Below are 21707 nucleotides of genomic sequence, written 5' to 3'. Positions count from 1 at the left end.
ATGCCACAGCAGGAACCCACTGTTGATGCCGACTCCTGGAAGTCAGCCGTGTTCGATCTTTTCGGCGGCGGTTGGACGTTTGCACGCGTAGGGGCCAGGCGTCACGACGACTGGCGGCATGACGTGACCACGGTCATGGCACTCAAGGTGACCGATCCACGGCACTGGGTTTCAGTCAATTACGCACCCGAAGTCGGCGAGGACCGCAGCGGGACGGACTCTCCCTTCCTCCCATGGAGTCCCAAGGATGCCGGAAATTCCCTGCACGAAGTCGGAATGAAATCGGCTGGCCAGCTACTGGTCGCACTGAAAGGCGACTCATACCAAGCCGCTGGAATTCCGGACTTCGACCAGCAGAAGGACAGATTGTTCCGAAGCTCTCAGGTAATCCTGTCGCGTTTCGGCGATCACGGCCGATTCTTCACGAATGCCGCTGACGCCCACAGAAACCCTGATGCCGACCTCCTGAACCCGGACACGGAGTGGGATTGCCTTTCCGTCTACACCACTGACTGCGGCCTTGTCGCCGTGTCCGAATCGGAAATCGGCGTCTTCTGGGCGTTCTGGGAAGACTGAAGGGACTCCGACCATGCGCACCCGCTCCGCCACCTACCCCGATCGCGACACTGCCCAGTGGGCAACCCAGCAGGTCGTCAATGCCAATGAGCAAGTCATCAATCGCTGGCTGGCCCAGTCCACGCGGTCGCGCCTGGCCATCGAGGCGTCCTGGCCCACTCGCCCCGAGCCAGTGGGACGCGTCCTGTTGCAGGCAATGATGTTGGCCGGACGAGAGCCCGTCGACGTACGTGCGGCCCGGGTGATTCTGCGACGCGATCCGGCCCGTCCCCACGGCTTCGCCGTCCACTCCACCTTCCCCGTCTATCTGTAGAAGCCCGGTCACCATGTCTCTGAGCCCTCTTGACCACGACCACCGCTACGGCGAGTTGGACCAAGTGATCCGTGCCTACGTCGGACAGGAGGCCGACGACACTCCAGCACAGGCCGGGCCCGCTCTGAACGCCTATCTCCGCCACACCTGGCACGCACGGCCGTGGGCCCTGGCCATCGCCGAGCGACAGCTCCGCGATTACGCCGACCACCCGCCCGGGAGGCTGCGGCTGAGGCTCGGCGAGTTCTACGCCATTCCCGACGTCGGCCTCGCCGACAACGAGGTCCAGCAGTGGCTTCGCTGCCTCGCCGATCACATCAGGCGCAGCATCGAGCAAGGCGACGTGCCACCTCCAGCCATCCCCGCCACCCACTGGGAGTGGCATGCACGATTCCCGGAGACCGGGCAATTCCTGAGCGGCTGGTTCTCGCAGGACATGCCGGATGAGTTCGCCGACCATGACGAAGCCGTCGAGGACTATCGTTCCTCCACCGATCCGCACCTCGTGGCCCGTCTCGTCGGTGAGCTGCACGAACTGTTGGCACTCGGTCTGGACGAGTTCGGCTGCGCCTTGGCCCTCGCCGAACTGGGCATGGAGGTCGACCCTCCCTCATCGCACGGTGCCGGCGGATGGTTGACGCTGGTGGCAGACCGCCTCGGCTCACCACGGGCCGAATACGGACCCGGCCCCGGAGGAGATACCTCCTCCTGACGCCGAGTCCGTAGCGGGCCGGTCACCTGCCGTGGGGCTGAACCACGTGCTCCGCGAAGCGGGCCGCCGTCTCGGCGAGCACCTCCCGTCCGTCCCGTGCCCACAGCCCCTCGTTGAACAGCTCGACCTCGATCGCGCCGGTGTAGCCGGCCGCCTCCACGTACCCCTTCCACTCCCGCATGTCGATCGCGCCGTCCCCGATCTGACCGCGGCCGTTGAGGACGCCCTCGGGCAGCGGCGTGGTCCAGTCGGCGAGCTGGAAGGTGTGGATCCGGCCGCCCGCCCCGGCCCGGGCGATCTGCTCGGGCGCCCGGTCGTCCCACCAGATGTGGTACGTGTCGACGGTGACGCCGACCTGGTGGGCCGGGAAGCGTTCCGCGAGGTCCAGGGCCTGGGTGAGGGTGGAGACCACGCAGCGGTCGGAGGCGTACATCGGGTGCAGGGGCTCGATGGCGAGGCGTACGCCGTGCCGCTCGGCGTACGGGGCCAGTTCCGCCAGGGCGTCGGCGATGCGTTCCCGGGCCGCGCCCAGGTCCTTGCTGCCCGCCGGGAGGCCGCCCGAGACGAGGACCAGGGTGTCGGTGCCGAGGGTGGCGGCCTCGTCGACGGCGCGGCGGTTGTCGGCCAGGGCCTTCGCGCGTTCGTCCGCGTCCGTCGCCGTGAGGAAGCCGCCGCGGCACAGGGTGGTGACGGTCAGGCCCGCGTCGCGGACCAGTTTCGCCGCCGCCTCGACGCCGTACGCCTGGACGGGTTCGCGCCACAGGCCGACGTTGCCGACGCCCAGTGCGCGGCAGGCGTCGGTCAGTTCGGGCAGCGTCAGCTGCTTGACCGTCATCTGGTTGATGCTGAAGCGCGTCAGGTCGGGTGCCGTGTCGCTCACTGGTTCACTCCGTACAGGTTCAGCAGGTTACGCATGCGCTCCTGGGCCAGCTTCGGGTCCGGGAACAGGCCGAGGCCGTCGGCGAGTTCGTAGGCGCGGGCGAGGTGCGGCAGGGAGCGGGCCGACTGGAGGCCGCCGACCATCGTGAAGTGGCTCTGGTGGCCGGCCAGCCAGGCCAGGAACACCACGCCCGTCTTGTAGAAGCGGGTGGGGGCCTGGAAGAGGTGGCGGGAGAGTTCGACGGTGGGGTCGAGGAGGGCGCGGAAGCCCTCCGTGTTCCCCGTGTCCAGGACGCGGACCGCCTCGGCCGCCAGCGGGCCCAGCGGGTCGAAGATGCCGAGCAGGGCGTGGCTGAAACCCTGCTCGTCGCCGGCGATCAGCTCGGGGTAGTTGAAGTCGTCGCCGGTGTAGCAGCGCACGCCCTGCGGGAGCCGGCGGCGCAGGTCGATCTCGCGCTGGGCGTCGAGGAGGGAGACCTTGATGCCGTCGACCTTGTCGGGGTGGGCGGCGATGACCTCCAGGAAGGTGTCGGTCGCCGCGTCGAGGTCTTCCGACCCCCAGTAGCCCTCCAGGGCCGGGTCGAACATCGGGCCGAGCCAGTGCAGGACGACCGGTTCGGCGGCCTGGCGCAGGAGGTGGCCGTAGACCTCCAGGTAGTCGTCCGGGCCCTGCGCCGTCGCGGCCAGCGCGCGGGAGGCCATCAGGATGGCCTGGGCGCCCGACTCCTCGACGACGGCGAGCTGTTCCTCGTAGGCCGCCCGGACCTCGGCGAGCGTGCCGGCGGTGAGCTGGTCGGTGCCGACGCCGCAGGCGATGCGGCCGCCGCACGTCTTCGCCTCGGCGGCGGACCGGCGGATGAGCTCGGCCGCGCCGGCCCAGTCCAGGCCCATGCCGCGCTGGGCGGTGTCCATCGCCTCGGCGACGCCGAGTCCGTGGGACCACAGGTGGCGGCGGAAGGCGAGGGTGGCGTCCCAGTCGACGGCGGCGGGGCCGTCGGGCGTGGTGTCCGCGTACGGGTCGGCGACGACGTGCGCCGCCGAGAACACCGTACGGGACGTGAAAGCGCTTCCCGGGGTGACGGTGAGGGGTTCGGCGCGGGGCTCGTAGGCGCGCGTGGTGCCGTTCGCGTCCGGCAGGTGCAGGGTCACAGCGAGACCTCCGGGACGTCGAGGCGGCGGCCCTCGGCCGACGACTTCAGGCCCAGCTCGGCGAGCTGGACGCCGCGGGCGCCGGCCAGCAGGTCCCAGTGGTAGGGGGCGTCGGCGTAGACGTGGCGCAGGAACAGCTCCCACTGGGCCTTGAAGCCGTTGTCGAAGTCGCCGTTGTCCGGGACCTCCTGCCACTGGTCGCGGAAGACCTCGGTGGCGGGGATGTCCGGGTTCCAGACCGGCTTGGGGGTGGCGGAGCGGTGCTGGACCCGGCAGTTGCGCAGGCCGGCCACCGCGGAGCCCTCGGTGCCGTCGACCTGGAACTCGACGAGCTCGTCCCGGTTGACGCGTACGGCCCAGGAGGAGTTGATCTGGGCGATCGCGCCGCCGTCGAGCTCGAAGACGCCGTAGGCGGCGTCGTCGGCGGTGGCGTCGTACGGCTTGCCGTTCTCGTCCCAGCGCTGCGGGATGTGGGTGGCGGTGAGGGCCTGGACGGACTTCACCCGGCCGAACAGCTCGTGCAGGACGTACTCCCAGTGCGGGAACATGTCGACGACGATGCCGCCGCCGTCCTCCGCGCGGTAGTTCCAGGAGGGGCGCTGGGCGTCCTGCCAGTCGCCCTCGAAGACCCAGTAACCGAACTCGCCGCGCACGGACAGGATGCGGCCGAAGAAGCCGCCGTCTATGAGGCGCTTGAGCTTGAGCAGGCCGGGGAGGAAGAGCTTGTCCTGGACGACGCCGTGCTTGATGCCGGCGTCGTTGGCCAGGCGGGCGAGTTCCAGGGCGCCGTCCAGGCCGGTGGCGGTGGGCTTCTCGGTGTAGATGTGCTTGCCCGCGGCGATCGCCTTCCTGATCGCCTCCTCGCGGGCCGAGGTCACCTGGGCGTCGAAGTAGATGTCGACGCTGTCGTCGGCGAGGACCGCGTCCACGTCCGTCGAGACGTGCTCCAGACCGTGCCGCTCGGCCAGCGCCCGCAGCGCGTGCTCGCGGCGGCCGACCAGGATCGGCTCCGGCCACAGCACGGTGCCGTCGCCGAGGTCGAGGCCGCCCTGGTCTCGGAGGGCCAGGATGGAGCGGACGAGGTGCTGGCGGTAGCCCATGCGCCCGGTCACACCGTTCATGGCGATACGCACCGTCTTGCGTGTCACGTCATTCCCTTCGTACGAGCCGTACAGCGAGCGAGAGCGATCGATACGGCCGGCGATGCGGCGAGCGGTACGGCAAGGCAGTACAGCAAGCGCTTTCTATGTATGAGGAAGCTAGCCTGTGGACGGTGGTCCGGACAAGACCGTGGTTCGGGCGAGTGGTTCGAGGGGGCGAACGGCGGCGGGCGGTGCCCGTAAGGTCACCTGGACGGCTGAGACGGCACACGGACGGCACACGGACGGCGCTCGGACCGCCGAGACTGTGTCCGGCACACGCGCGATGCGGAGGACGAGGACATGACGGTGACACTGGCGGACGTGGCGGCCCGCGCCCAGGTCTCCCCCGCGACGGTGTCGCGCGTGCTGAACGGGAACTATCCCGTGGCCGCCTCCACCCGGGAGCGGGTGCTGAAGGCGGTCGACGACCTGGACTACGTCCTCAACGGGCCCGCGAGCGCCCTGGCGGCGGCCACGTCCGACCTGGTGGGCATCCTGGTCAACGACATCGCCGACCCCTTCTTCGGCATCATGGCCGGCGCGGTCCAGTCCGAGATCGGCGGGCCGGGCGGCAGAGCGGGCGGCGAGAGACTCGCCGTGGTCTGCAACACCGGCGGCGCCCCGGAGCGCGAACTGACCTACCTCACGCTGCTGCAGCGGCAGCGGGCGGCGGCCGTCGTGCTGACCGGCGGGGCGATGGAGGACGCGGCGCACCAGGCGGCCGTGGCGGCGAAGCTGCGCAAGCTGGCGGAGGCCGGCACACGGGTGGTGCTGTGCGGGCGGCCGCCGGCTCCGGGCACGGGGGCGATCGCGCTGACCTTCGACAACCGCGGGGGCGGCCGGGAACTGACCGAGCACCTCATCGGGCTCGGGCACCGGCGGCTCGGCTACATCGCGGGCCCCGAGGAGCGCACCACGACCCGGCACCGGCTGGAGGGGCACCGTGCCGCGCTGGCCGCGCACGGCGTCGAGGAGGACCCCCGCTGGACGCTCCACGGCCGCTACGACCGGCAGTCCGGCTACGAGGCCACGCTGGAACTCCTGCGCAGGGATCCGGACCTGACGGCCGTCGTCGCCGCGAACGACTCCGTCGCGCTGGGCGCCTGCGCGGCGCTGCGCGACCTGGGGCTGCGGATCCCGGACGACGTGTCCGTGGCCGGCTTCGACGACCTGCCGTTCAGCATCGACGCGGTGCCCGCGCTGACGACCGTGCGGCTGCCGCTCGCGGAGGCGGGGGCGCGGGCCGGCCGCATCGCGATGGGGCGGGAGGAGGCGCCGCCCGGGGGGATCGCCACGGTGCGGGGGGAGTTGATGGTGCGGGGGTCCTCCGGAAGGCCGCGGGGGTAGGCGCCGTGGGTGCCGGGGCGTCCGGCGTCGGTGTGGGCCTCGCTGGGGGCTGCCGCCCCCAGGCCCCCGCTTCGGCCTGAACGGCCTCGTCCTCGAACGCCGGACGGGCTGGGTCGGCCTGCGCTGCGCCCCTCCGCGAGTGCTGGGACGAACGGGCTGGATCGGTCTCGGCCACGCCCCTCCGCCCGCACCCGGCGAACGAGGCGGCGCGGGGCAGCGCCCCAGCCCCTCCGCGAACACAGGACGAACGGGCTGGATCGGTCTCGGCGCACCTCTCCGCACACGCCCGACGAACGAGGCGGCGCGGGGTAGCGTCCGAGCCCTTGGCCGGCGCGGGGTGATCAAGGCAGGGCGGCCTGGGCGGCGTCGCCCGTCCGCCGGTGCCGGGGCTGCGACACCCGGCCGGTGGGAGGAGTGGCGGGGTCGGGGGCGGGTACGCTCCGTGGGCATGAAGCTGGCGTTCTCCACCCTCGGTGTCCCCGGCCTGCCCCTGACCGACGTCCTGGGGCTCGCGACCGCGCACGGCTATCACGGGGTCGAGTTGCGCGCCCACCCGGAGGAACCGGTCCACCCGGGCCTGACCCGCGCTGAACGGTCCGCGGTGGCCGAGGCGTTCAAGGCGGCGGGCGTGGAGCTGCTGGGGCTCGCGGGGTACGCGCGGGTCGCCGCCCCGGGCGACGACGACGCCGTGATCGCCGAGATCCGTACCCTGCTCGACCTGGCCCGTGATCTGGGCGCCCCGTTCGTCCGGGTCTTCCCGGGCGGCGGTACGGAGCAGAGCCCGGAGGAGGCCGACGCGACGGCCGCCCGGCGGCTGGGCACGGCCGCCGAGCACGCGGCCGGGCTGGGCGTGCGCATCCTCCTGGAGACCCACGACTCGCACCGCACCGGGGCCGACGCGATGCGCGTCCTGGGCCTGGTCGGGCACCGCCGGGTCGGCGCCCTGTGGGACGTCATGCACACCTGGCTGGGCGGCGAGCAGCCCGCGGAGAGCTATCTCGCCCTCGCCCCGCACCTCGGCTACGTCCAGGTCAAGGACATCGCCTCCCCCGACGACACCACGCCACTGCCGCTGGGCGCCGGTGTGCTGCCGCTCACCGAGGTGGTGGACGTGCTCTCCCGGCACGGCTGGGACGGCTGGCTGTGCTGGGAGTACGAGAAGCGGTGGTACGAGTCGGCCGCCCCGCTGCCCACCTTGCTGGACGCGGGCCGCGAACACCTCGCCCGGCTGCTCAGCGAGGCGGCGTGAGCGTGGCGGCGGAAGCGGACCCGGATGCCGCCGACCGCACCCGGTGCTCCAGCCGCTCCCGGCACCGCGGCCACTCCGCCGCCGTGACCGAGTAGACCGCGTCCCCGGCGCCCCCGCCGTCCCCTCAGCCCCACGGCTCCCGTGCGCACCGACTTGGAGAAACCCCTCCCGACCGGGAACCCCTCCCCGGTCCCGGTCGTCCAATCCGCACGCTGCCGGACGAGTCTTCGCGGTGCGGTGTCGGCCTCGCTGCTGGCTGCGATCGCTGACCACCCTCTCCAGCCGTACCGCGGCCGGCGGCCCGCCGCCGTCGGCGCGCCCCCCTCCCTGGCGCCGACGGCGGCCCCACCAGCTCGGTCTTCGCCGCTTCGGCCGACTCCTGTGCGCTCCCTTGACTGGCAGAAACTTCCCGGATATTGGTGACTCCTTGGAAGTTTCCTTCAGCAGCTCTCCAGCGATTCCCCAGCGGATCACTCCGGAAGGAGCGCACGTGCACCACAGCAGCACGGCCGGCCCGGGAAGCACCGCACACCCCTCCAGACGTACCGTCCTCACCGCCACCGCGGTCGTCGGCGCGACGCTCGCGGCCGGCGGCGGCACCGCGTTCGCCGACGCCGCCCGCGGGCCCGACGACGACAAGCTCCGCGCCCTCATCTCGCGCATGACGCTGGAGGAGAAGGTCGGCCAGCTCTTCGTCATGCGGGTCTACGGCCACTCCGCCACCGACCCGGACCAGGCCGACATCGACGCCAACCTGAAGGAGATCGGCGTCCGCACCGCGGCCGAGCTGGTCGCCGAGTACCGGGTCGGCGGCATCATCTACTTCGCCTGGGCGCACAACACCCGCGACCCGCACCAGATCGCCGAGCTGTCCAACGGCATCCAGAAGGCGTCGCTGGAGCTGCCGCGCGGCCTGCCCGTGCTCATCTCCACCGACCAGGAGTACGGGATCGTGGCTCGCGTGGGCGAGCCGGCGACCCTCTTCCCGGGCGCGATGGCCGTCGGTGCCGGCGGTTCGCGGTCCGACGCCCGCACCCTCGGGCGGATCGCGGGTGCCGAGCTGCACGCCATGGGCATCCGCCAGGACTACTCCCCCGTCGCCGACGTGAACGTCAACCCGGCCAACCCGGTGATCGGCGTACGGTCCTTCGGCGCCGATCCCCGCGCGGTGTCGGACATGGTGGCCGCCGAGGTGACGGGATACCAGCGGTCCGGGGTCGCGGCGTGCGCCAAGCACTTCCCGGGACACGGCGACACGGCCACCGACAGCCACACCGGCCTGCCGGTCATCACGCACAGCCGCGAGCAGTGGGAGGAGCTGGACGCGCCGCCCTTCCGCGCCGCCATCGAGGCGGGCATCGACGCGATCATGACCGCCCACCTGGTGGTCCCGGCGCTCGACGGCTCCGGCGACCCGGCCACCCTCTCCCGCCCCATCCTCACCGGCATACTGCGCGAGGAACTGGGCTACGACGGGGTCGTGGTCACCGACTCCCTCGGCATGCAGGGCGTACGCACGAAGTACGGCGACGAACGGGTGCCGGTGCTGGCGCTGAAGGCCGGCGTCGACCAGCTGCTCAACCCGCCGAACCTGCCGCTCGCCTGGAACGCCGTCCTGACGGCCGTGCGCGAGGGCGAACTCACCGAGGCGCGGCTCGACGAATCGATCCTGCGGGTGCTGCGGCTGAAGGCGAAGCTGGGGCTGTTCCGGGACGCCTACACCAGCCGCCGGGACGTCGACCGCACCGTCGGCACCCGCGGCCACCTGGAGGCGGCGGACCGGATCGCCGAGCGGTCCACCACGCTGCTGGTCAACGAGGGGCGGCTGCTGCCCCTGTCGCGCCGGGAGCACCGCCGGCTGCTCGTCGTCGGCGCCGACCCCGCGTCCCCCTCCGGCACGACCGGGCCGCCCACCGGTGTCCTCGCGGGCGCGCTGACCGAGCTGGGCTTCGCCGCCACCGCCCTGTCGACCGGGACGGCACCGTCCGCCGCCGTCATCGACCGGGCGGTCGCGGCGGCCGGGGACGCCGACGCGGTGGTGGTCGCCACGTACAACGTCACGGCGCGCAGCAGTCAGCGCACGCTGGTCGCGCGGCTGCTGGAGACCGGGAGGCCGGTCGTCGCGGTCGCGGTCCGCAATCCGTACGACGTGGCCCACCTCCCGGACGTCCCCGCCCACCTCGCCGCCTACTCCTGGACCGACGTCGAGGTGCGGGCGGCGGCCCGGGTGATCGCCGGGCGGGTACGGCCGCGCGGGAAGCTGCCGGTTCCGGTGGTGCGGGCGGACGACCCGGCGGCGGTGCTGTTCCCCCTCGGGCACGGGCTGTCGTACCGGTCGTAGGACGTAGCGCGGCCTACGCCACGCGCCGGGGGCGCTCCCGTCACCCGTGCGCAATGCACCCCGCGCGTCTGGCGTGCCCCGCCGCGGCCGGGCACGCTGGACCGGGGGTCCGGGGGGTTGACGATGCGTGAGAGATGGTCCGCGGGGGTGTTCTGCACGCTGTCGATGCTGTGCGCCGTTCTGCTGACGGGCTGTCAGAGCCCGGCGGGCCCGGCGGGCGAGGACGACGGCGCGGGCGGAGACGCGAACGGGGACGCCCGGATCGGCGGGGAGGCCGCCCCGGGTTCGGCCCCGGCCGCCGTCCGGCCGTCCGGGTACGGCGCGGTGTTCCTGGCGATCGACGAGTGCAGCTCGTTCGGGACGGTCAGCTTCACCGAGGTGCCGTGCGGCAGTGAGCGGGCGGCGGCGCGGGTCGTGGCGCGGGAGGACGGCCGTGCGGACGACGGTCCGCCGTGCCCCGCCACCACCGACTTCGTCCTGCACATCAGCGAGCAGCGCCCTTCCGCCGACGAGGACGGCGACGGGGCCGTGCCGCAGGGTTACGCCTGCATGCGCAAGCTCCAGCCGCCGCACCCCGGTGATCCGGGCGGCGGGGGCGGCCCGCGCACCATCGTCGGCGACTGTGTCTACGACGCCGGGAGCGGCCAGGTCCGCGAGACCGCGTGCGACGGCAAGGGTGAGAGGAAACCGCAGTTCAAGGTGGTCGAGGCGGTCGCGGCCCGGGGGGACTGCCCTGCCTCGACCGGTCTCTACGTCCGTCTCGGCGGCGAACGGCCGGTGGGCTGCGCCCGGCCGCTGTGACCGGCCGCGAGCCTCAGGGGCTCGCGGTCCCAGCGGTACCGGACGCAGTCACCGTCCTACGGGCGCAGCATCGGTTCGCGCTGCACGTCCCGCTTGTCCAGCTCGGTGTCGAACGTCGCCAGCGGCCTGGCCGCCGACGGGTTCTCCTGGACCTCGGTGGAGGCGACGCCCGCCCAGTCGAGGATGCGGGCCGTGGCGAGGGCCTTCTCCTCGGGCACCAGACCGGCGACGTTGGCGCCGTGGTTCATGCCGGGCGCGGTGAGGACGTAGGAGTCACGCGCGCCGTGCCCGAGGCGGAAGGGCTCGGCACCCCACGGGTCGTTCTCGCCGTACACGAACAGCATCTGGTCGGCGTTGTGCCGCACCCAGCGGTCGACGTCCCGCATCACCCACGGTTCGAACCGCATCGGGATCGACCGGGGCACGAAGTTGCGCGGCGGCTGGTAGCCGTAGCGGATGTACTTCTTCTCGATGTGCGGGAAGTGGATCGTCGGCGCGCCGAGCTGGGTGCCCGCCTGGTAGTAGTACGGCGTGTAGGGGGCGAGGCCCTGGTCCGTGTAGAAGGAGAAGCCGGAGATGGTGTTCACCGACTCCCAGATCGCCTCGTCGGTGGCGTTCTCGGCGTCGGCCGGGATGCCGGCGCAGTCCTTCACGGTGCTGTACTGCCAGAAGCCCCAGACGTAGTCGAGGACGACGGCCTCGTAGGCGCGGTCCAGGCTGCCGATGGTGTCGAAGGTGTAGCCGTTCTCGGCCGCGTACGCCTCGTACTTCTCCTTGAGCGGCGCCCGGCGTACCAGTGCCTCGCGCTGCACGCCGTTCAGCCGGTCGCGGCACTCTTCGGTGCCGACGCGGGCGAAGAAGCGGTCGTAGGCGGAGTCCTCGCGGTTCACCACGTCGTTGGGGGCGACGTAGGCGACGACGCCGTCCATGTCGTGCGGGTAGAAGCGCTCGTAGTAGGTGGCGGTCATGCCGCCCTTGGAGCCGCCGGTGGAGATCCAGTTCTCGGAGTAGACCGGCTTCAGTGCCTTGAAGATGCGGTGCTGGTCGCTGGCGGCCTGCCAGATGTCCAGCTTGGACCAGTCGGCGGGCTCGGGCCGGGACGGGGTGAAGTAGCGGTACTCCATGGAGACCTGGTTGCCGTCGACGATCTGGGTCGGCTCGCGGCGGCTGGGGTTCGTGGAGACGCTGTAGCCGCCGGTGTAGAAGACCGTCGGGCGGGCCGTGTCCTTGTGCAGCACGGTGATCCGCTGCTGGAACGTGCCCTTGGACGGGCGCCGGTGGTCGACCGGCTGGGTGTAGTTGAGGACGAAGAAGCGGTAGCCGGTGTACGGCTTCTCCTCGATCAGGCTCATGCCCGGTACGGACAGCAGCCGGTCCTTGATGTCGACGGCCTTCGGCTCGGCGGCGGTGGCCGCGCCCGCCGTGCTGACGGTGCCTATGAGCACCGCGAGCGCCAGCAGCCATCTGAGCGCCTTGCGCATGCACCCTCCCTGTGAAACGGATGTGCGCCGGAAGCTATCGGAGCAAGTCGTCCGCACACCAGGGGAGATGGCGAATTGGCAGCCGAGGGCCCTTCAGCACAGGATCCAGCCGGAGCTGACCGAGCCCCGGGACACCTTGCCCCTCACCCACACGCAGCGCTTCCCGACGTGCACGGTCACCGGCCCCGCCCGGTAGGCGAACCGCCCCGCGTCCACGACCGGCCGGCCGCCGCGCGCCTGCACGCTGACGGACATCTGGCGCTTGGTGCCGGGGTTCCTGGGGACGGTGACGGCGCAGACGTAGCTGCCCCGCTTGTGGACGAGGACGGAGCCGGTGGAGAACTGCAGCGTGCGCACCTTGCGGCCCGGGCACACCGCGGCGGCCTGTGCCTCCTGCGGTACCGCGACGGCGAGCAGCCCGGCCGCGGTCAGCAGGGCCGTGCCGTGCGCCAGCCACCGTCGTATTCCAGCCCCGCCCTGGCCCACCGCGGTCCCCTCCGCCTCCGTCGTACGGCGATCACCGACGTACGGATGTACGGACGCACGGCATCCGTCGAATGGTTGCCCGGGTGTCAGCGCAGTGCGCCGACCGGCTCCTCCGGCTCGGCCGCGCCGACGAAGGTCCGCCACAGTCGCGCGTACCGTCCGTCGAGCGCCAGCAGCTCGTCGTGCGTGCCGTCCTCGGCGACCCGTCCGCCGTCCATGACGACGACGCGGTCCGCGCGGGCGGCGGTGGTGAGCCGGTGGGCGACGACCAGTGTCGTACGGCGGCCCGCGACACGGTCGGTGGCCTGGTTGACCTGCGCCTCCGTGGCCAGGTCCAGGGCCGCGGTGGCCTCGTCGAGGAGCAGTACGTCGGGGTCGACCAGCTCGGCGCGGGCGAGCGCGATCAGCTGCCGCTGTCCGGCGGAGAGGTTGCGGCCCCGCTCGGCGACCTCGTGGAGGTAGCCGCCCTCCAGCGTGGCGATCATCTCGTGGGCGCCGACCGCCCGCGCCGCCGCCTCCACCTCGGCGTCGGTGGCGTCCGGGCGGCCGTAGGCGATGGCGTCCCGGACGGTGCCGGGGAAGAGGTACGCCTCCTGCGGGACGACTCCCAGCCGGTGCCGGTAGGAGGTGAGGTCGAGGGCGCGCAGGTCCTGCCCGTCGACGGTCACCCGTCCGCCCGTCGGGTCGTAGAACCGGGCGACCAGCTTGACCAGGGTCGACTTGCCCGCGCCGGTCTCGCCGACGAAGGCGACGGTCTGGCCGGCGGGGATGCGCAGGTCGATGCCGGTGAGGGCCGCGTCCTCGTCGTCGGCGCCCGCGTACCGGAAGTGGACGTCCTCGAAGGCGATGTCGCCGCGCAGGGGTCCGACGCCGAGCGGCTTGTCGGGGGCCTTCGTCGACGTCGGTTCCCGCAGCAGTTCCTGGATGCGGCCGAGGGAGACGGACGCCTGCTGGTAGCCGTCGAAGACCTGGGAGAGCTGCTGGACGGGCGCGAAGAACAGGTCGATGTACAGCAGGTACGCCACCAGCGCGCCGGTCGTCAGCGTCGCGTCGTCGATCCGCGCGCCGCCGACGATCAGTACGGCGGCGACCGCGGCCGAGGACAGCAGCTGCACGAACGGGAAGTAGACCGAGATCAGCCACTGGCCCCGGATGCGTGCCTGCCGGTAGCTGTCGCTGTGTTCGGCGAACCGCCGGCCGCCGTCGTGCTCGCGCCGGAAGGCCTGCACGATCCTCAGCCCGGCCACCGATTCCTGGAGGTCGGCGTTGACCGAGGAGACCCGCTCCCGGGCCAGTTCGTACGCCTTCACGCTGGCCCTGCGGAAGAAGTACGTGGCGATGATCAGCGGCGGCAGGGTCGCGAAGACGACCAGCGCGAGTTCCACGTCGATGACCAGCAGGGCGACCATGATGCCGAAGAAGGTGACGACCGAGACGAAGGCGGTGACGAGTCCCGTCTGCAGGAACGTCGACAGCGCGTCCACGTCCGTCGTCATCCGGGTCATGATCCGCCCGGTCAGTTCGCGCTCGTAGTAGTCGAGGCCGAGCCGCTGGAGCTGGGCGAAGATCTTCAGCCGGAGCGAGTAGAGGATCCGCTCCCCCGTCCGGCCGGTCATGCGGATCTCACCGGTCTGCGCCGTCCACTGGGCGAGCACGGCGAGCAGCCCCAGCAGCGAGGCCGCCCAGACCGCGCCGAGGGCGGCCTGGGTGACGCCCTCGTCGATGCCGTGCCGGATCAGCACGGGCAGCAGCAGGCCCATGCCGGCGTCCACGGTGACCAGGGCGAGGCTGATCAGCAGCGGCGCGCGGAAGCCGCGCAGCAGGCGGCGCAGGCCGTAGGACTCCTCCGGTTCGACGGCCCGCGCCTCGTCGATGTCCGGGGTTCCGTCGGCGGGGGGCAGCGCGTCGACCTGGGCGAGCAGTTCCGGGGTGGCGGGGGTGCCGGCGAGGGCGGTGTCCTTCGGTACGCGGTCGCCGGTCCACAGCCGTGGGGTGAGGCCGCGCTCGGCGTCGAACTCGGCGTCCAGCTCGTCGCGGACGGAGGTGTCCTCGGCGGGCGCGGCGGGCCGCGCGTGCCCCGGTGACACCCCGCCCAGCTCGTCGGGGTCGGTGAGCAGGCGCCGGTAGAGGGCGGAGCGCTCCTGGAGTTCCTCGTGGGTGCCGAGGTCGGCGAGGCGGCCGTGGTCGAGGACGGCGATGCGGTCGGCGAGGCCGAGGGTGGAACGGCGGTGGGCGATGAGGAGCGTGGTGCGGCCCCGCATGACCTGCTTCAGCGCGTCGTGGATCTCGTGCTCGACACGGGCGTCCACGGCGGACGTGGCGTCGTCGAGGACCAGCAGCCGGGGGTCGGTGAGGATCGCTCGGGCGAGGGCGACGCGCTGGCGCTGGCCGCCGGAGAGGGTCAGGCCGTGCTCGCCGACGGTGGTGTCGTAGCCGTCGGGCAGTTCGGTGATGAACCGGTGGGCCTGCGCGGCCCGGGCGGCGGCCTCTATCTCCTCGTCGGTGGCGTCCGGACGGCCGTAGGCGATGTTGGCGCGCACGGTGTCCGAGAAGAGGAAGGAGTCCTCGGGCACCAGCCCGATGGCGGCCCGCAGCGAGTCCAGGGTCAGCTCGCGCACGTCGTGGCCGCCGATGAGGACGGCGCCGCGCGTCACGTCGTAGAAGCGCGGCAGGAGCAGCGAGAGTGTGGACTTGCCGGAACCGGAGGAGCCGACCACGGCGAGGGTCTCGCCCGCGCGGATCTCGAAGGAGAGACCGTCGAGGACGGGCCTGCTCTCTCCGGAATCCGTGGCGTAACCGAAGGCGACGTCGTCGAACTCGACGGTCGCGGGCGCGTCGGCGGGCAGGGTCCCGGTGCCGTCCTCGATCACGGGCTCGGTGTCGATCAGCTCCAGGACGCGTTCGGTGCCGGCGCGGGCCTGCTGGCCGACGGTGAGGACCATGGCGAGCATGCGGACCGGGCCGACGAGCTGGGCGAGGTAGGTGGAGAAGGCGACGAAGGTGCCGAGCGTGATGTTCCCGCGTACGGCGAGCCAGCCGCCGAGGGCGAGCATGGCGACCTGGCCGAGGGCGGGGACGGCCTGGAGGGCGGGGGTGTAGGTGGCGTTCAGTCTGATCGTCCGCAGCCGCCCGGCGAAGAGCCTGCGCCCGACCTCCCTGAGCTTCCCGGTCTCCTGCTCCTCCTGTCCGAAGCCCTTCACCACGCGTACGCCGCTCACCGAGCCGTCGACCACGCCGGCGACGGCGGCGGCCTGGGCCTGGGCGTACCAGGTGGCGGGGTGCAGGCGGGTGCGGCTGCGGCGGGCGATGAACCACAGCGCGGGGGCGACGGCGAGGGCGACGAGCGTGAGCGGCGGGGACAGCCACGCCATGATGACGAGGGAGATCAGGAAGAGCAGGACGTTCCCGATGGTCATCGGGAGCATGAACAGCAGGCTCTGGATCAGCTGGAGGTCACTGGTCGCCCGTCCGACGACCTGTCCCGTGGACAGCTCGTCCTGACGCTGCCCGTCGAGCCGGGTGATCGTCCCGTACATGTCGGTGCGCAGGTCGTGCTGGACGTCGAGGGCGAGCCGGCCGCCGTAGTAGCGGCGGATGTAGGTGAGGACGTAGACGACGACCGCGGCGCCGATGAGGAGACCCGCCCAGAGCGCCATGTCCCTGGTCTTGTCGCCGATCACGTCGTCGATGATGACCTTGGTGATCAGCGGGACCAGGGCCATGACGGCCATGCCGCCCAGCGAGGCGCCGAGGGCGAGGACGACGTCCTTGGGATAGCGCCAGGCGTAGCCCGCCAGTCGTCGTGCCCATCCCCGTTGCGCGTCCACGCCGTGCCCTCCGGTCATTCGTCGGTCGTCCTGCTCACCTGATCTACCGGAAGGCACCAACACGGGCGAGCGGGGATTTCATCCCGCGGCAGCGATTCAGGCGCGGACCCGGAGCCTGAGGAAGCGGGTCGTCTGTGCGGCGTTCTGGTTGTCGTCGCTGACGAGCAGGACCTCCAGGCGGCCCCTGCTCCGGCCGGTGACGGTCATCCCCTCGAAGTTGTCGAGGAGCGGGTTGGGCTGGGGCTGCCCGGCGGTGGCGCCGAGGGAGGGGCAGTCGGCGAGGTCGGCGAGGAGGGTCTTCTCGAGGGTGGTGCCGCGCCGGTCGGCCAGGTAGAGGCGGACGGTGTTGCCGACGCCGGAGGTGAAGCCGCGCTCCAGGACGAGGAGGCGCCCGCCGGGGGTCGCGGTGGTCTCGGAGACGCCGAGGCCGGTGTCGGTCCGGTAGGTGTACTGGGCGCCGAGCCGGAAGTGTCCGTGCCCCGTCCGCTGCCAGGTCTGGAAGCGGACCAGGTCGGCGGGGTCACCGGCGAGCGGGTACTCCATGGAGGCGATCAGGGTCCGGCCGCCGGGGAGGGCCGTGAGCCCCTCGAAGCTGCCGTTGGTCCGGGCGCGGCCCTCGGGGGCGGTGCGGAGGGCGTCCGGCACGGGGAGGCGGTCGAGGATCCGCCCGGTGCGGGAGTAGCGGCGGACGGACGGCTCGGTCTCGGAGGAGACGAGGTACGTGCCGTCGCGGGAGACGACCAGTCCTTCGGCGTCGAGGGCCCCGCCGTTCTCGTCGGCGAGCGGGACGACGTCCTGCGGCTCCAGGGTGCGCGCGTCCAGCCGGAAGAGGGAGGAGCGGTCGGCCAGGGCGGCGAGGGAGCCGCCCCGGTCGCGGGAGAGGGCGGAGAGGTTGCCGACGTAGGTGCCGTCGTGGGTGGTCTTGTCGAGGGCGTCGGAGAAGCCGGTGAGGGAGACGGAGGGCGAGCAGTCGTTCCTCGGCGGCCTCTCGTGCGCGGCGGCGGGTCCGGCGGCGGTCAGGCAGCCGGCCGCCGCGAGACCTGCGGTGAGGATGGCGAGGGCGGTACGGAGGGTTCTCGGGCGCATGACCGTCACCGTAGGGCGCAGGGGTGGCCGGAAGTTGGCCGCTTTTCGAAGGGCGGGGTGCGGGAGGGCGTTCCGACGGCAAGTAATGAGACATGGCAGAGCAGAGGGAGAGCGGTCAGAGGCTGGCCGGGCGGCTGTACGCGACGCTGCGGGTACTGAAGTTCCTCGTCGACTCCGGCGCGCCCAAGCCGGCGGTCCGCGACAAGTTCGAGGGGAAGGACAGTCCGCGCCGGCGGATCCAGGACCTGGAGCTGGATCTCTTCGACGACCTGGTGACCGCTGTCCAGCGGGAACGGCACGCGAAGGCGGTGGGCGAGGTGTTCGGCGCGATAGCCGCCCTGGTGCCCACGCAGGCCGTCGCCCTCGACAAGAACCTGGGCCTGCCGGAACTGGCCGATTTCAACGCCGGACATCGCGCTCAGCTCGCCGCGCTCAAAGAGGAGTTCCCCGAACTGGTCGAGTGACGGGCCGCGGTCGGCGTCACCGCGTGCCCCGGCTCACCGCGATGCGGTGCACGTCCGTCAGCACCTCGCCCGTCCGGGCCAGGAGGAAGCGGAGCTGCTCGGGTGCCGGCCGCGCTTCGACGAGCAGGTCGGCGGCGTGTTCCAGCAGGTCCTCGGCCATGTCGAGCTGGGTGGTCTCGATGACATCGGCGATCCGTGACCCCGTCACCCGCCCCCTGATCCACACCGAGTGCCCCCGTCACGGGATTCACAGCCCACCCCCAGTCGAAGCACAGCCCGTGCCCATCGGACGCGGACACGGTGGTGTGGTGACATCTGCCACCGCTCCACCGCACGCGGCCACCGAGCCGCCCGTACCGTCCCCCACCCCCGGCACGCCACGATGGTCGCTGCCGGTCCTGTCGGCGATCCTCGTCCTGGCGGCGGTCCTGTACTCCTGGAACCTGTCCGGGGCCGGCCTGAACAGCTTCTACAGTGCCGCCGTGCTCAGCGGCACCGAGAGCTGGAAGGCGTGGTTCTTCGGCTCACTGGACGCGGGGAACTTCCTCACCGTGGACAAGCCGCCCCTCGCCCTGATGGTCATGGGCCTGTCCTGCCGCCTCCTCGGATACGGCACCTGGCAGATGATGCTGCCGCTGATCGTGGCCGCGCTGGCGACGATCTGGATCCTGCACTCCTCCGTGAAGCGGGTCTGGGGGCACGGCGCGGCGGCGGTCGCCGCGCTGGTGCTGGCGCTCACCCCGATCACGGTCGCCATCAACCGGGACAACAACCCCGACACGCTGCTGGTGTTCCTGATGGTGGCCGGGGCGGCCCTCGGCCTGCGCGCGGTCCGGGGCGGCCGGCTGCTGCCCCTGCTGGGCGCGGCGGCCTGCTTCGGGCTCGCGTTCCACACGAAGATGCTCCAGGGCTACATCGCACTGCCGGCGGTCTTCGCCGTGTACGCGTACGCGACGGACCTCGGCTGGACCAAACGGATCAGGAACCTGGTGCTCGCCGCCGTCACCCTGGCCGCCTCCAGCTTCTGGTGGGCGGCGGCGGTGTCCCTGGTGCCCGCCTCCCAGCGGCCGTACATCGGCGGTTCGACGGACGGCACGGCCTGGGACCTGATCACGGGCTACAACGGGTTCGGCCGGATCTTCGGCGGCGACGGCAACATGGGCGGCGGAGGCGGCGGCGGCTTCTCGGGTGCGGCGGGCATCGGCAGGATGTTCAACGACGTCCTCGGCGGCCAGATCTCCTGGCTGCTCCCCTTCGCGGGCATCGCACTCGTCGGCGGCCTGGCGCTGTGCGGCAGGGCGCCCCGCACCGACCCCACGCGCGCCGCGCTGGTGCTCTGGGGCGGCTGGACGGTCCTGCACTACCTGACCTTCGCCATGGCCGAGGGCACCATGCACCCGTACTACACGACCGCGCTCGCGCCCGGCATCGCGGCGCTGTGCGGGGGCGGCGGCGTCATGCTGCTGCGCGCCTTCCGGGCCGACCGGCGGTGGGCGTGGGTGCTGCCGCTCGCCCTCGGTGTCACCGGGGTCTGGGCGATCGTGCTGCTGCGCCGCGCCTCCGGCTGGAACACCTGGCTGTGGCCGACGGTCGCGGTGGTGATGGCACTGGCCATCACGGGGCTGCTCGTGTTCCGTTCGGGGCGCCGGGTGCGGCTGCTGGCCGTCTCCGTGGCCGCGGCCGTCGTCGCCGGGGTCGCGGGTCCGGCGGCGTACGCGTGGTCGGTGCCGACCGGTTCGGGCGGCGGCATGGGCGGCACCAACCCGACCGCGGGTCCCTCGACGGGCGGCGGAATGGGCGGCGGCCCGGGCGGCGGAGGTGGCGGCCGGGGCGGATTCCCCGGTGGCGGGTCCGGCGAGGGACCCGGCGGTCAGCCGGGCGGTCAGCCGCAGGGCGGCCAGGACACCCCGGCCGGCGGCACCGCCCCGGGCGGCGGCGAGCTGCCCGACGGCGGCGGGAACGGCCCGGCTCCCGGCGACGCCGGCGGCACACCCCCGAACGGCACTCCCCCGGGCAGCGGGACGACCACGGATGACAGCACTGACGCCGGCACGGGCGCGGACGGCAACACGGGCACGGGCAGCCGGCCGAACGGTGCCGGTGGCGGCGGCATGGGCGGCGGTGCGGGCGGCGCGAGCAGTGAGCTGATCGCCTACCTGAAGAAGCACCAGGACGGCGCCAAGTGGCTGCTGGCGGTGTCGAGTTCGCAGAGCGCCGCCCAGCTCATCCTCAGCAGCGGCGAGCCGGTCATCTCCATGTGGGGCTGGTCCGGCAGCGACAACGCGATGACCCTCGCCCGGCTCAAGGAGCTCGTGAGGAAGGGCGAGTTGCACTACATCCAGGTCGGCGGCGGCATGGGTGGCGGCATGGGCCGCGGCTCCGGGGTCAGCACCCAGGTGACCCAGTGGGTCCAGGAGCACGGCACGGCCGTGGCGGAGAGCGACTACGCCGCCACCTCCACCGAGAAGTCCGCCTCGCAGGCGGAAAACACGTCGGCCGTATACCGGTTGGACCCCTCGGACGTCACCTGACACCCGGCACACCCGGCACATCCGGCACAGCGGCCCCCGACCACCACGGTCGGGGGCCGCCGTCACGCAATCGCCACTCTCCGTACACCCCACCTCCTACATGTCCATGCCACGCTCGTCGTACCGCTCCAGTCAACCCGCGTAGATCGGACACCCCATGCTCGCTATACGCATACGCCCCCGGAAAGCGGTGGCCCTCGCCACGGCCGCCGTCCTCGCCGCCCTCGCCGCCCCGTCGCTGACCGTCACCCCGGCCACGGCCACGACAGCCGCGCCGGCGACGACGGCCTCGGACTACGACTCGACGTACTACAGGAACGCGGTCGGCAAGACGGGCGACAGCCTCAAGTCCTCGCTCCACACGATCATCAGCGACCAGACGAAGCTCTCGTACTCGGCGGTCTGGAACGCGTTGAAGTCCACCGACCAGGACCCGGCCGACAGCGGCAACGTGATCCTGCTCTACTCCGGCATCTCCCGCAGCAAGTCGCTGAACGGCGGCGACACCGGCGACTGGAACCGCGAGCACGTGTGGGCCAAGTCCCACGGCGACTTCGGCACCTCGACCGGACCCGGCACGGACCTGCACCACCTGCGTCCCGAGGACGTCCGGGTCAACAGCATCCGGGGCAACAAGGACTTCGACAACGGTGGCAGCGGCTTCACCGACAGCGGCGGCAGCCTCACCGACTCCGACTCCTTCGAGCCCCGCGACGCCGTCAAGGGCGACGTGGCCCGCATGATCTTCTACATGGCGGTCCGGTACGAGGGCGGCGACGGCTGGGCCGACCTGGAGGTCAACGGCAGCGTCGACAACGGCAGCAGCCCGTACATCGGCAAGCTCTCCGTACTGAAGGCGTGGAACGACGAGGACCCGCCGGACGCCTTCGAGGAGCGCCGCAACCAGGTCATCTACGACTCCTACCAGCACAACCGCAACCCGTTCGTCGACCACCCGGAGTGGGTCGAGGCGATCTGGTAGGCGGTCAGCCCGCGAGGTCGGCGTAGACGATGATGTCGTCCGGGCGGTGGCCGTCGGTGATCTCGCCGCCGCAGGTGATCAGGCGCAAATCGGGGCGGTCGGTCCTGCCGTAGACCTTCTCGGTGGGGAACGCGTCCTTGTCGACCTGTTCCAGCGCGGTGACGGCGAAGACCGCCCGGGTGCCGTCCTCGCGGGTGACGTCGATCGTGTCGCCGGGCGTGATCCTGTCGACGTTCCTCATGACCGCCGGGCCGTTCACCGTGTCGAAGTGGCCGACGAGGACGGCCGGCCCGGTCTCGCCGGGCGTGACGCCGTTCCCGTACCAGCCGGGCCCTGCCCGT

Annotated in this window: 18 protein-coding genes and 1 pseudogene; 10 read left to right on the top strand and 9 right to left on the bottom strand. The window is 72.1% G+C overall.

What is annotated here, in order from left to right:
• The 3 genes from ACP4IX_RS01260 to ACP4IX_RS01250 are packed head-to-tail and all read left to right on the top strand — an operon-like array spanning position 1 to position 1601.
• Positions 1-576, top strand: coding sequence for a hypothetical protein (locus ACP4IX_RS01260; RefSeq protein ID WP_426516992.1), 576 nt, complete (start codon positions 1-3; stop codon positions 574-576).
• A 13-nt stretch (positions 577-589) separates the two neighbouring features.
• Entirely contained in the window at positions 590-889 is a 300-nt protein-coding gene (locus tag ACP4IX_RS01255) for an RNase A-like domain-containing protein (RefSeq protein WP_426554477.1), read from the top strand.
• A 13-nt stretch (positions 890-902) separates the two neighbouring features.
• Positions 903-1601 carry a contact-dependent growth inhibition system immunity protein gene (locus tag ACP4IX_RS01250; protein WP_426554476.1) on the top strand — a complete coding sequence of 233 codons (699 nt, stop codon included), beginning with the start codon at positions 903-905 and terminating at the stop codon, positions 1599-1601.
• 22 nt (positions 1602-1623) lie between these two features.
• Here ACP4IX_RS01250 and ACP4IX_RS01245 read toward each other — a convergent pair whose 3' ends face one another.
• From ACP4IX_RS01245 to ACP4IX_RS01235, 3 genes are read right to left on the bottom strand one after another with little or no spacing between them, the layout of a single operon-like run.
• Positions 1624-2436 carry a sugar phosphate isomerase/epimerase family protein gene (locus ACP4IX_RS01245; protein ID WP_426554548.1) on the bottom strand — a complete coding sequence of 271 codons (813 nt, stop codon included), beginning with the start codon at positions 2434-2436 and terminating at the stop codon, positions 1624-1626.
• A gap of 41 nt (positions 2437-2477) precedes the next feature.
• On the bottom strand, positions 2478-3629 hold the full coding sequence (locus tag ACP4IX_RS01240; protein ID WP_426516990.1) for a dihydrodipicolinate synthase family protein: 1152 nt from the start codon (positions 3627-3629) through the stop codon (positions 2478-2480).
• Positions 3626-4777 carry a Gfo/Idh/MocA family protein gene (locus ACP4IX_RS01235; protein ID WP_426516988.1) on the bottom strand — a complete coding sequence of 384 codons (1152 nt, stop codon included), beginning with the start codon at positions 4775-4777 and terminating at the stop codon, positions 3626-3628. Before ACP4IX_RS01235 ends, ACP4IX_RS01240 begins: the two co-directional genes overlap by 4 nt.
• A gap of 294 nt (positions 4778-5071) precedes the next feature.
• Between ACP4IX_RS01235 and ACP4IX_RS01230 the strand changes: the two genes are divergently transcribed.
• The 4 genes from ACP4IX_RS01230 to ACP4IX_RS01215 all read left to right on the top strand — a co-directional run bounded on the left by ACP4IX_RS01230 (position 5072) and on the right by ACP4IX_RS01215 (position 10509).
• On the top strand, positions 5072-6118 hold the full coding sequence (locus ACP4IX_RS01230; protein WP_426554475.1) for a LacI family DNA-binding transcriptional regulator: 1047 nt from the start codon (positions 5072-5074) through the stop codon (positions 6116-6118).
• A 448-nt stretch (positions 6119-6566) separates the two neighbouring features.
• Positions 6567-7367 (top strand): sugar phosphate isomerase/epimerase family protein, encoded by an 801-nt coding sequence (locus ACP4IX_RS01225; protein ID WP_426516984.1) that lies wholly within the window; start codon positions 6567-6569, stop codon positions 7365-7367.
• A 490-nt stretch (positions 7368-7857) separates the two neighbouring features.
• Positions 7858-9708, top strand: coding sequence for a glycoside hydrolase family 3 protein (locus ACP4IX_RS01220; RefSeq protein WP_426554474.1), 1851 nt, complete (start codon positions 7858-7860; stop codon positions 9706-9708).
• Between the two features lie 123 nt (positions 9709-9831).
• A complete protein-coding gene (locus tag ACP4IX_RS01215; protein ID WP_426554473.1) occupies positions 9832-10509 on the top strand; it encodes a hypothetical protein in 678 nt (225 codons plus the stop codon).
• 56 nt (positions 10510-10565) lie between these two features.
• On the opposite strand, the gene ACP4IX_RS01210 is transcribed toward ACP4IX_RS01215, so the two are convergent.
• The 4 genes from ACP4IX_RS01210 to ACP4IX_RS01195 form a co-directional block, all read right to left on the bottom strand.
• Positions 10566-11990: a S28 family serine protease gene (locus ACP4IX_RS01210; protein WP_426554472.1), complete on the bottom strand. Its 1425-nt coding sequence runs from the start codon at positions 11988-11990 to the stop codon at positions 10566-10568.
• Between the two features lie 93 nt (positions 11991-12083).
• Positions 12084-12476 (bottom strand): hypothetical protein, encoded by a 393-nt coding sequence (locus tag ACP4IX_RS01205; RefSeq protein WP_426516976.1) that lies wholly within the window; start codon positions 12474-12476, stop codon positions 12084-12086.
• Positions 12477-12562: 86 nt separating this feature from the next.
• Entirely contained in the window at positions 12563-16303 is a 3741-nt protein-coding gene (locus tag ACP4IX_RS01200; protein WP_426554547.1) for an ABC transporter ATP-binding protein, read from the bottom strand.
• A 96-nt stretch (positions 16304-16399) separates the two neighbouring features.
• Positions 16400-17389: an esterase-like activity of phytase family protein gene (locus ACP4IX_RS01195; protein WP_426554471.1), complete on the bottom strand. Its 990-nt coding sequence runs from the start codon at positions 17387-17389 to the stop codon at positions 16400-16402.
• Between the two features lie 92 nt (positions 17390-17481).
• Here ACP4IX_RS01195 and ACP4IX_RS01190 point away from each other — a divergent pair, with 92 nt between their 5' ends.
• A complete protein-coding gene (locus ACP4IX_RS01190) occupies positions 17482-17853 on the top strand; it encodes a hypothetical protein (RefSeq protein ID WP_426554470.1) in 372 nt (123 codons plus the stop codon).
• A gap of 16 nt (positions 17854-17869) precedes the next feature.
• On the opposite strand, the gene ACP4IX_RS01185 is transcribed toward ACP4IX_RS01190, so the two are convergent.
• Entirely contained in the window at positions 17870-18061 is a 192-nt protein-coding gene (locus tag ACP4IX_RS01185; RefSeq protein WP_426554469.1) for a hypothetical protein, read from the bottom strand.
• Between the two features lie 100 nt (positions 18062-18161).
• Between ACP4IX_RS01185 and ACP4IX_RS01180 the strand changes: the two genes are divergently transcribed.
• Both ACP4IX_RS01180 and ACP4IX_RS01175 read left to right on the top strand, forming a co-directional pair.
• Positions 18162-20384, top strand: a complete 2223-nt coding sequence (locus ACP4IX_RS01180) for an ArnT family glycosyltransferase (RefSeq protein ID WP_426554468.1) — start codon at positions 18162-18164, stop codon at positions 20382-20384.
• 157 nt (positions 20385-20541) lie between these two features.
• Positions 20542-21366 carry an endonuclease I family protein gene (locus ACP4IX_RS01175; protein WP_426516966.1) on the top strand — a complete coding sequence of 275 codons (825 nt, stop codon included), beginning with the start codon at positions 20542-20544 and terminating at the stop codon, positions 21364-21366.
• A gap of 4 nt (positions 21367-21370) precedes the next feature.
• Here the strand turns inward: ACP4IX_RS01175 and ACP4IX_RS01170 are convergent.
• Positions 21371-21697 (bottom strand): annotated as a pseudogene (locus tag ACP4IX_RS01170) (sortase domain-containing protein); the annotation flags it as partial.
• Positions 21698-21707 lie beyond the last annotated feature (10 nt).

The sequence above is a fragment of the Streptomyces sp. WG5 genome, from assembly GCF_049974565.1.
Lineage (GTDB): Bacteria > Actinomycetota > Actinomycetes > Streptomycetales > Streptomycetaceae > Streptomyces.
This window is presented reverse-complemented; position numbering and strand designations above follow the sequence as displayed.

What these genes read in the sequence shown, in the direction of transcription:
- ACP4IX_RS01250 (WP_426554476.1), top strand. Translation starts at nt 903, where the DNA reads ATGTCTCTGAGCCCTCTTGACCACGACCACCGCTACGGCGAGTTGGAC.
- ACP4IX_RS01230 (WP_426554475.1), top strand. Translation starts at nt 5,072, where the DNA reads ATGACGGTGACACTGGCGGACGTGGCGGCCCGCGCCCAGGTCTCCCCC.
- ACP4IX_RS01210 (WP_426554472.1), bottom strand. Translation starts at nt 11,990, where the DNA reads ATGCGCAAGGCGCTCAGATGGCTGCTGGCGCTCGCGGTGCTCATAGGC.
- ACP4IX_RS01215 (WP_426554473.1), top strand. Translation starts at nt 9,832, where the DNA reads ATGCGTGAGAGATGGTCCGCGGGGGTGTTCTGCACGCTGTCGATGCTG.
- ACP4IX_RS01175 (WP_426516966.1), top strand. Translation starts at nt 20,542, where the DNA reads ATGCTCGCTATACGCATACGCCCCCGGAAAGCGGTGGCCCTCGCCACG.
- ACP4IX_RS01190 (WP_426554470.1), top strand. Translation starts at nt 17,482, where the DNA reads ATGGCAGAGCAGAGGGAGAGCGGTCAGAGGCTGGCCGGGCGGCTGTAC.
- ACP4IX_RS01225 (WP_426516984.1), top strand. Translation starts at nt 6,567, where the DNA reads ATGAAGCTGGCGTTCTCCACCCTCGGTGTCCCCGGCCTGCCCCTGACC.
- ACP4IX_RS01245 (WP_426554548.1), bottom strand. Translation starts at nt 2,436, where the DNA reads ATGACGGTCAAGCAGCTGACGCTGCCCGAACTGACCGACGCCTGCCGC.
- ACP4IX_RS01255 (WP_426554477.1), top strand. Translation starts at nt 590, where the DNA reads ATGCGCACCCGCTCCGCCACCTACCCCGATCGCGACACTGCCCAGTGG.
- ACP4IX_RS01260 (WP_426516992.1), top strand. Translation starts at nt 1, where the DNA reads ATGCCACAGCAGGAACCCACTGTTGATGCCGACTCCTGGAAGTCAGCC.
- ACP4IX_RS01195 (WP_426554471.1), bottom strand. Translation starts at nt 17,389, where the DNA reads ATGCGCCCGAGAACCCTCCGTACCGCCCTCGCCATCCTCACCGCAGGT.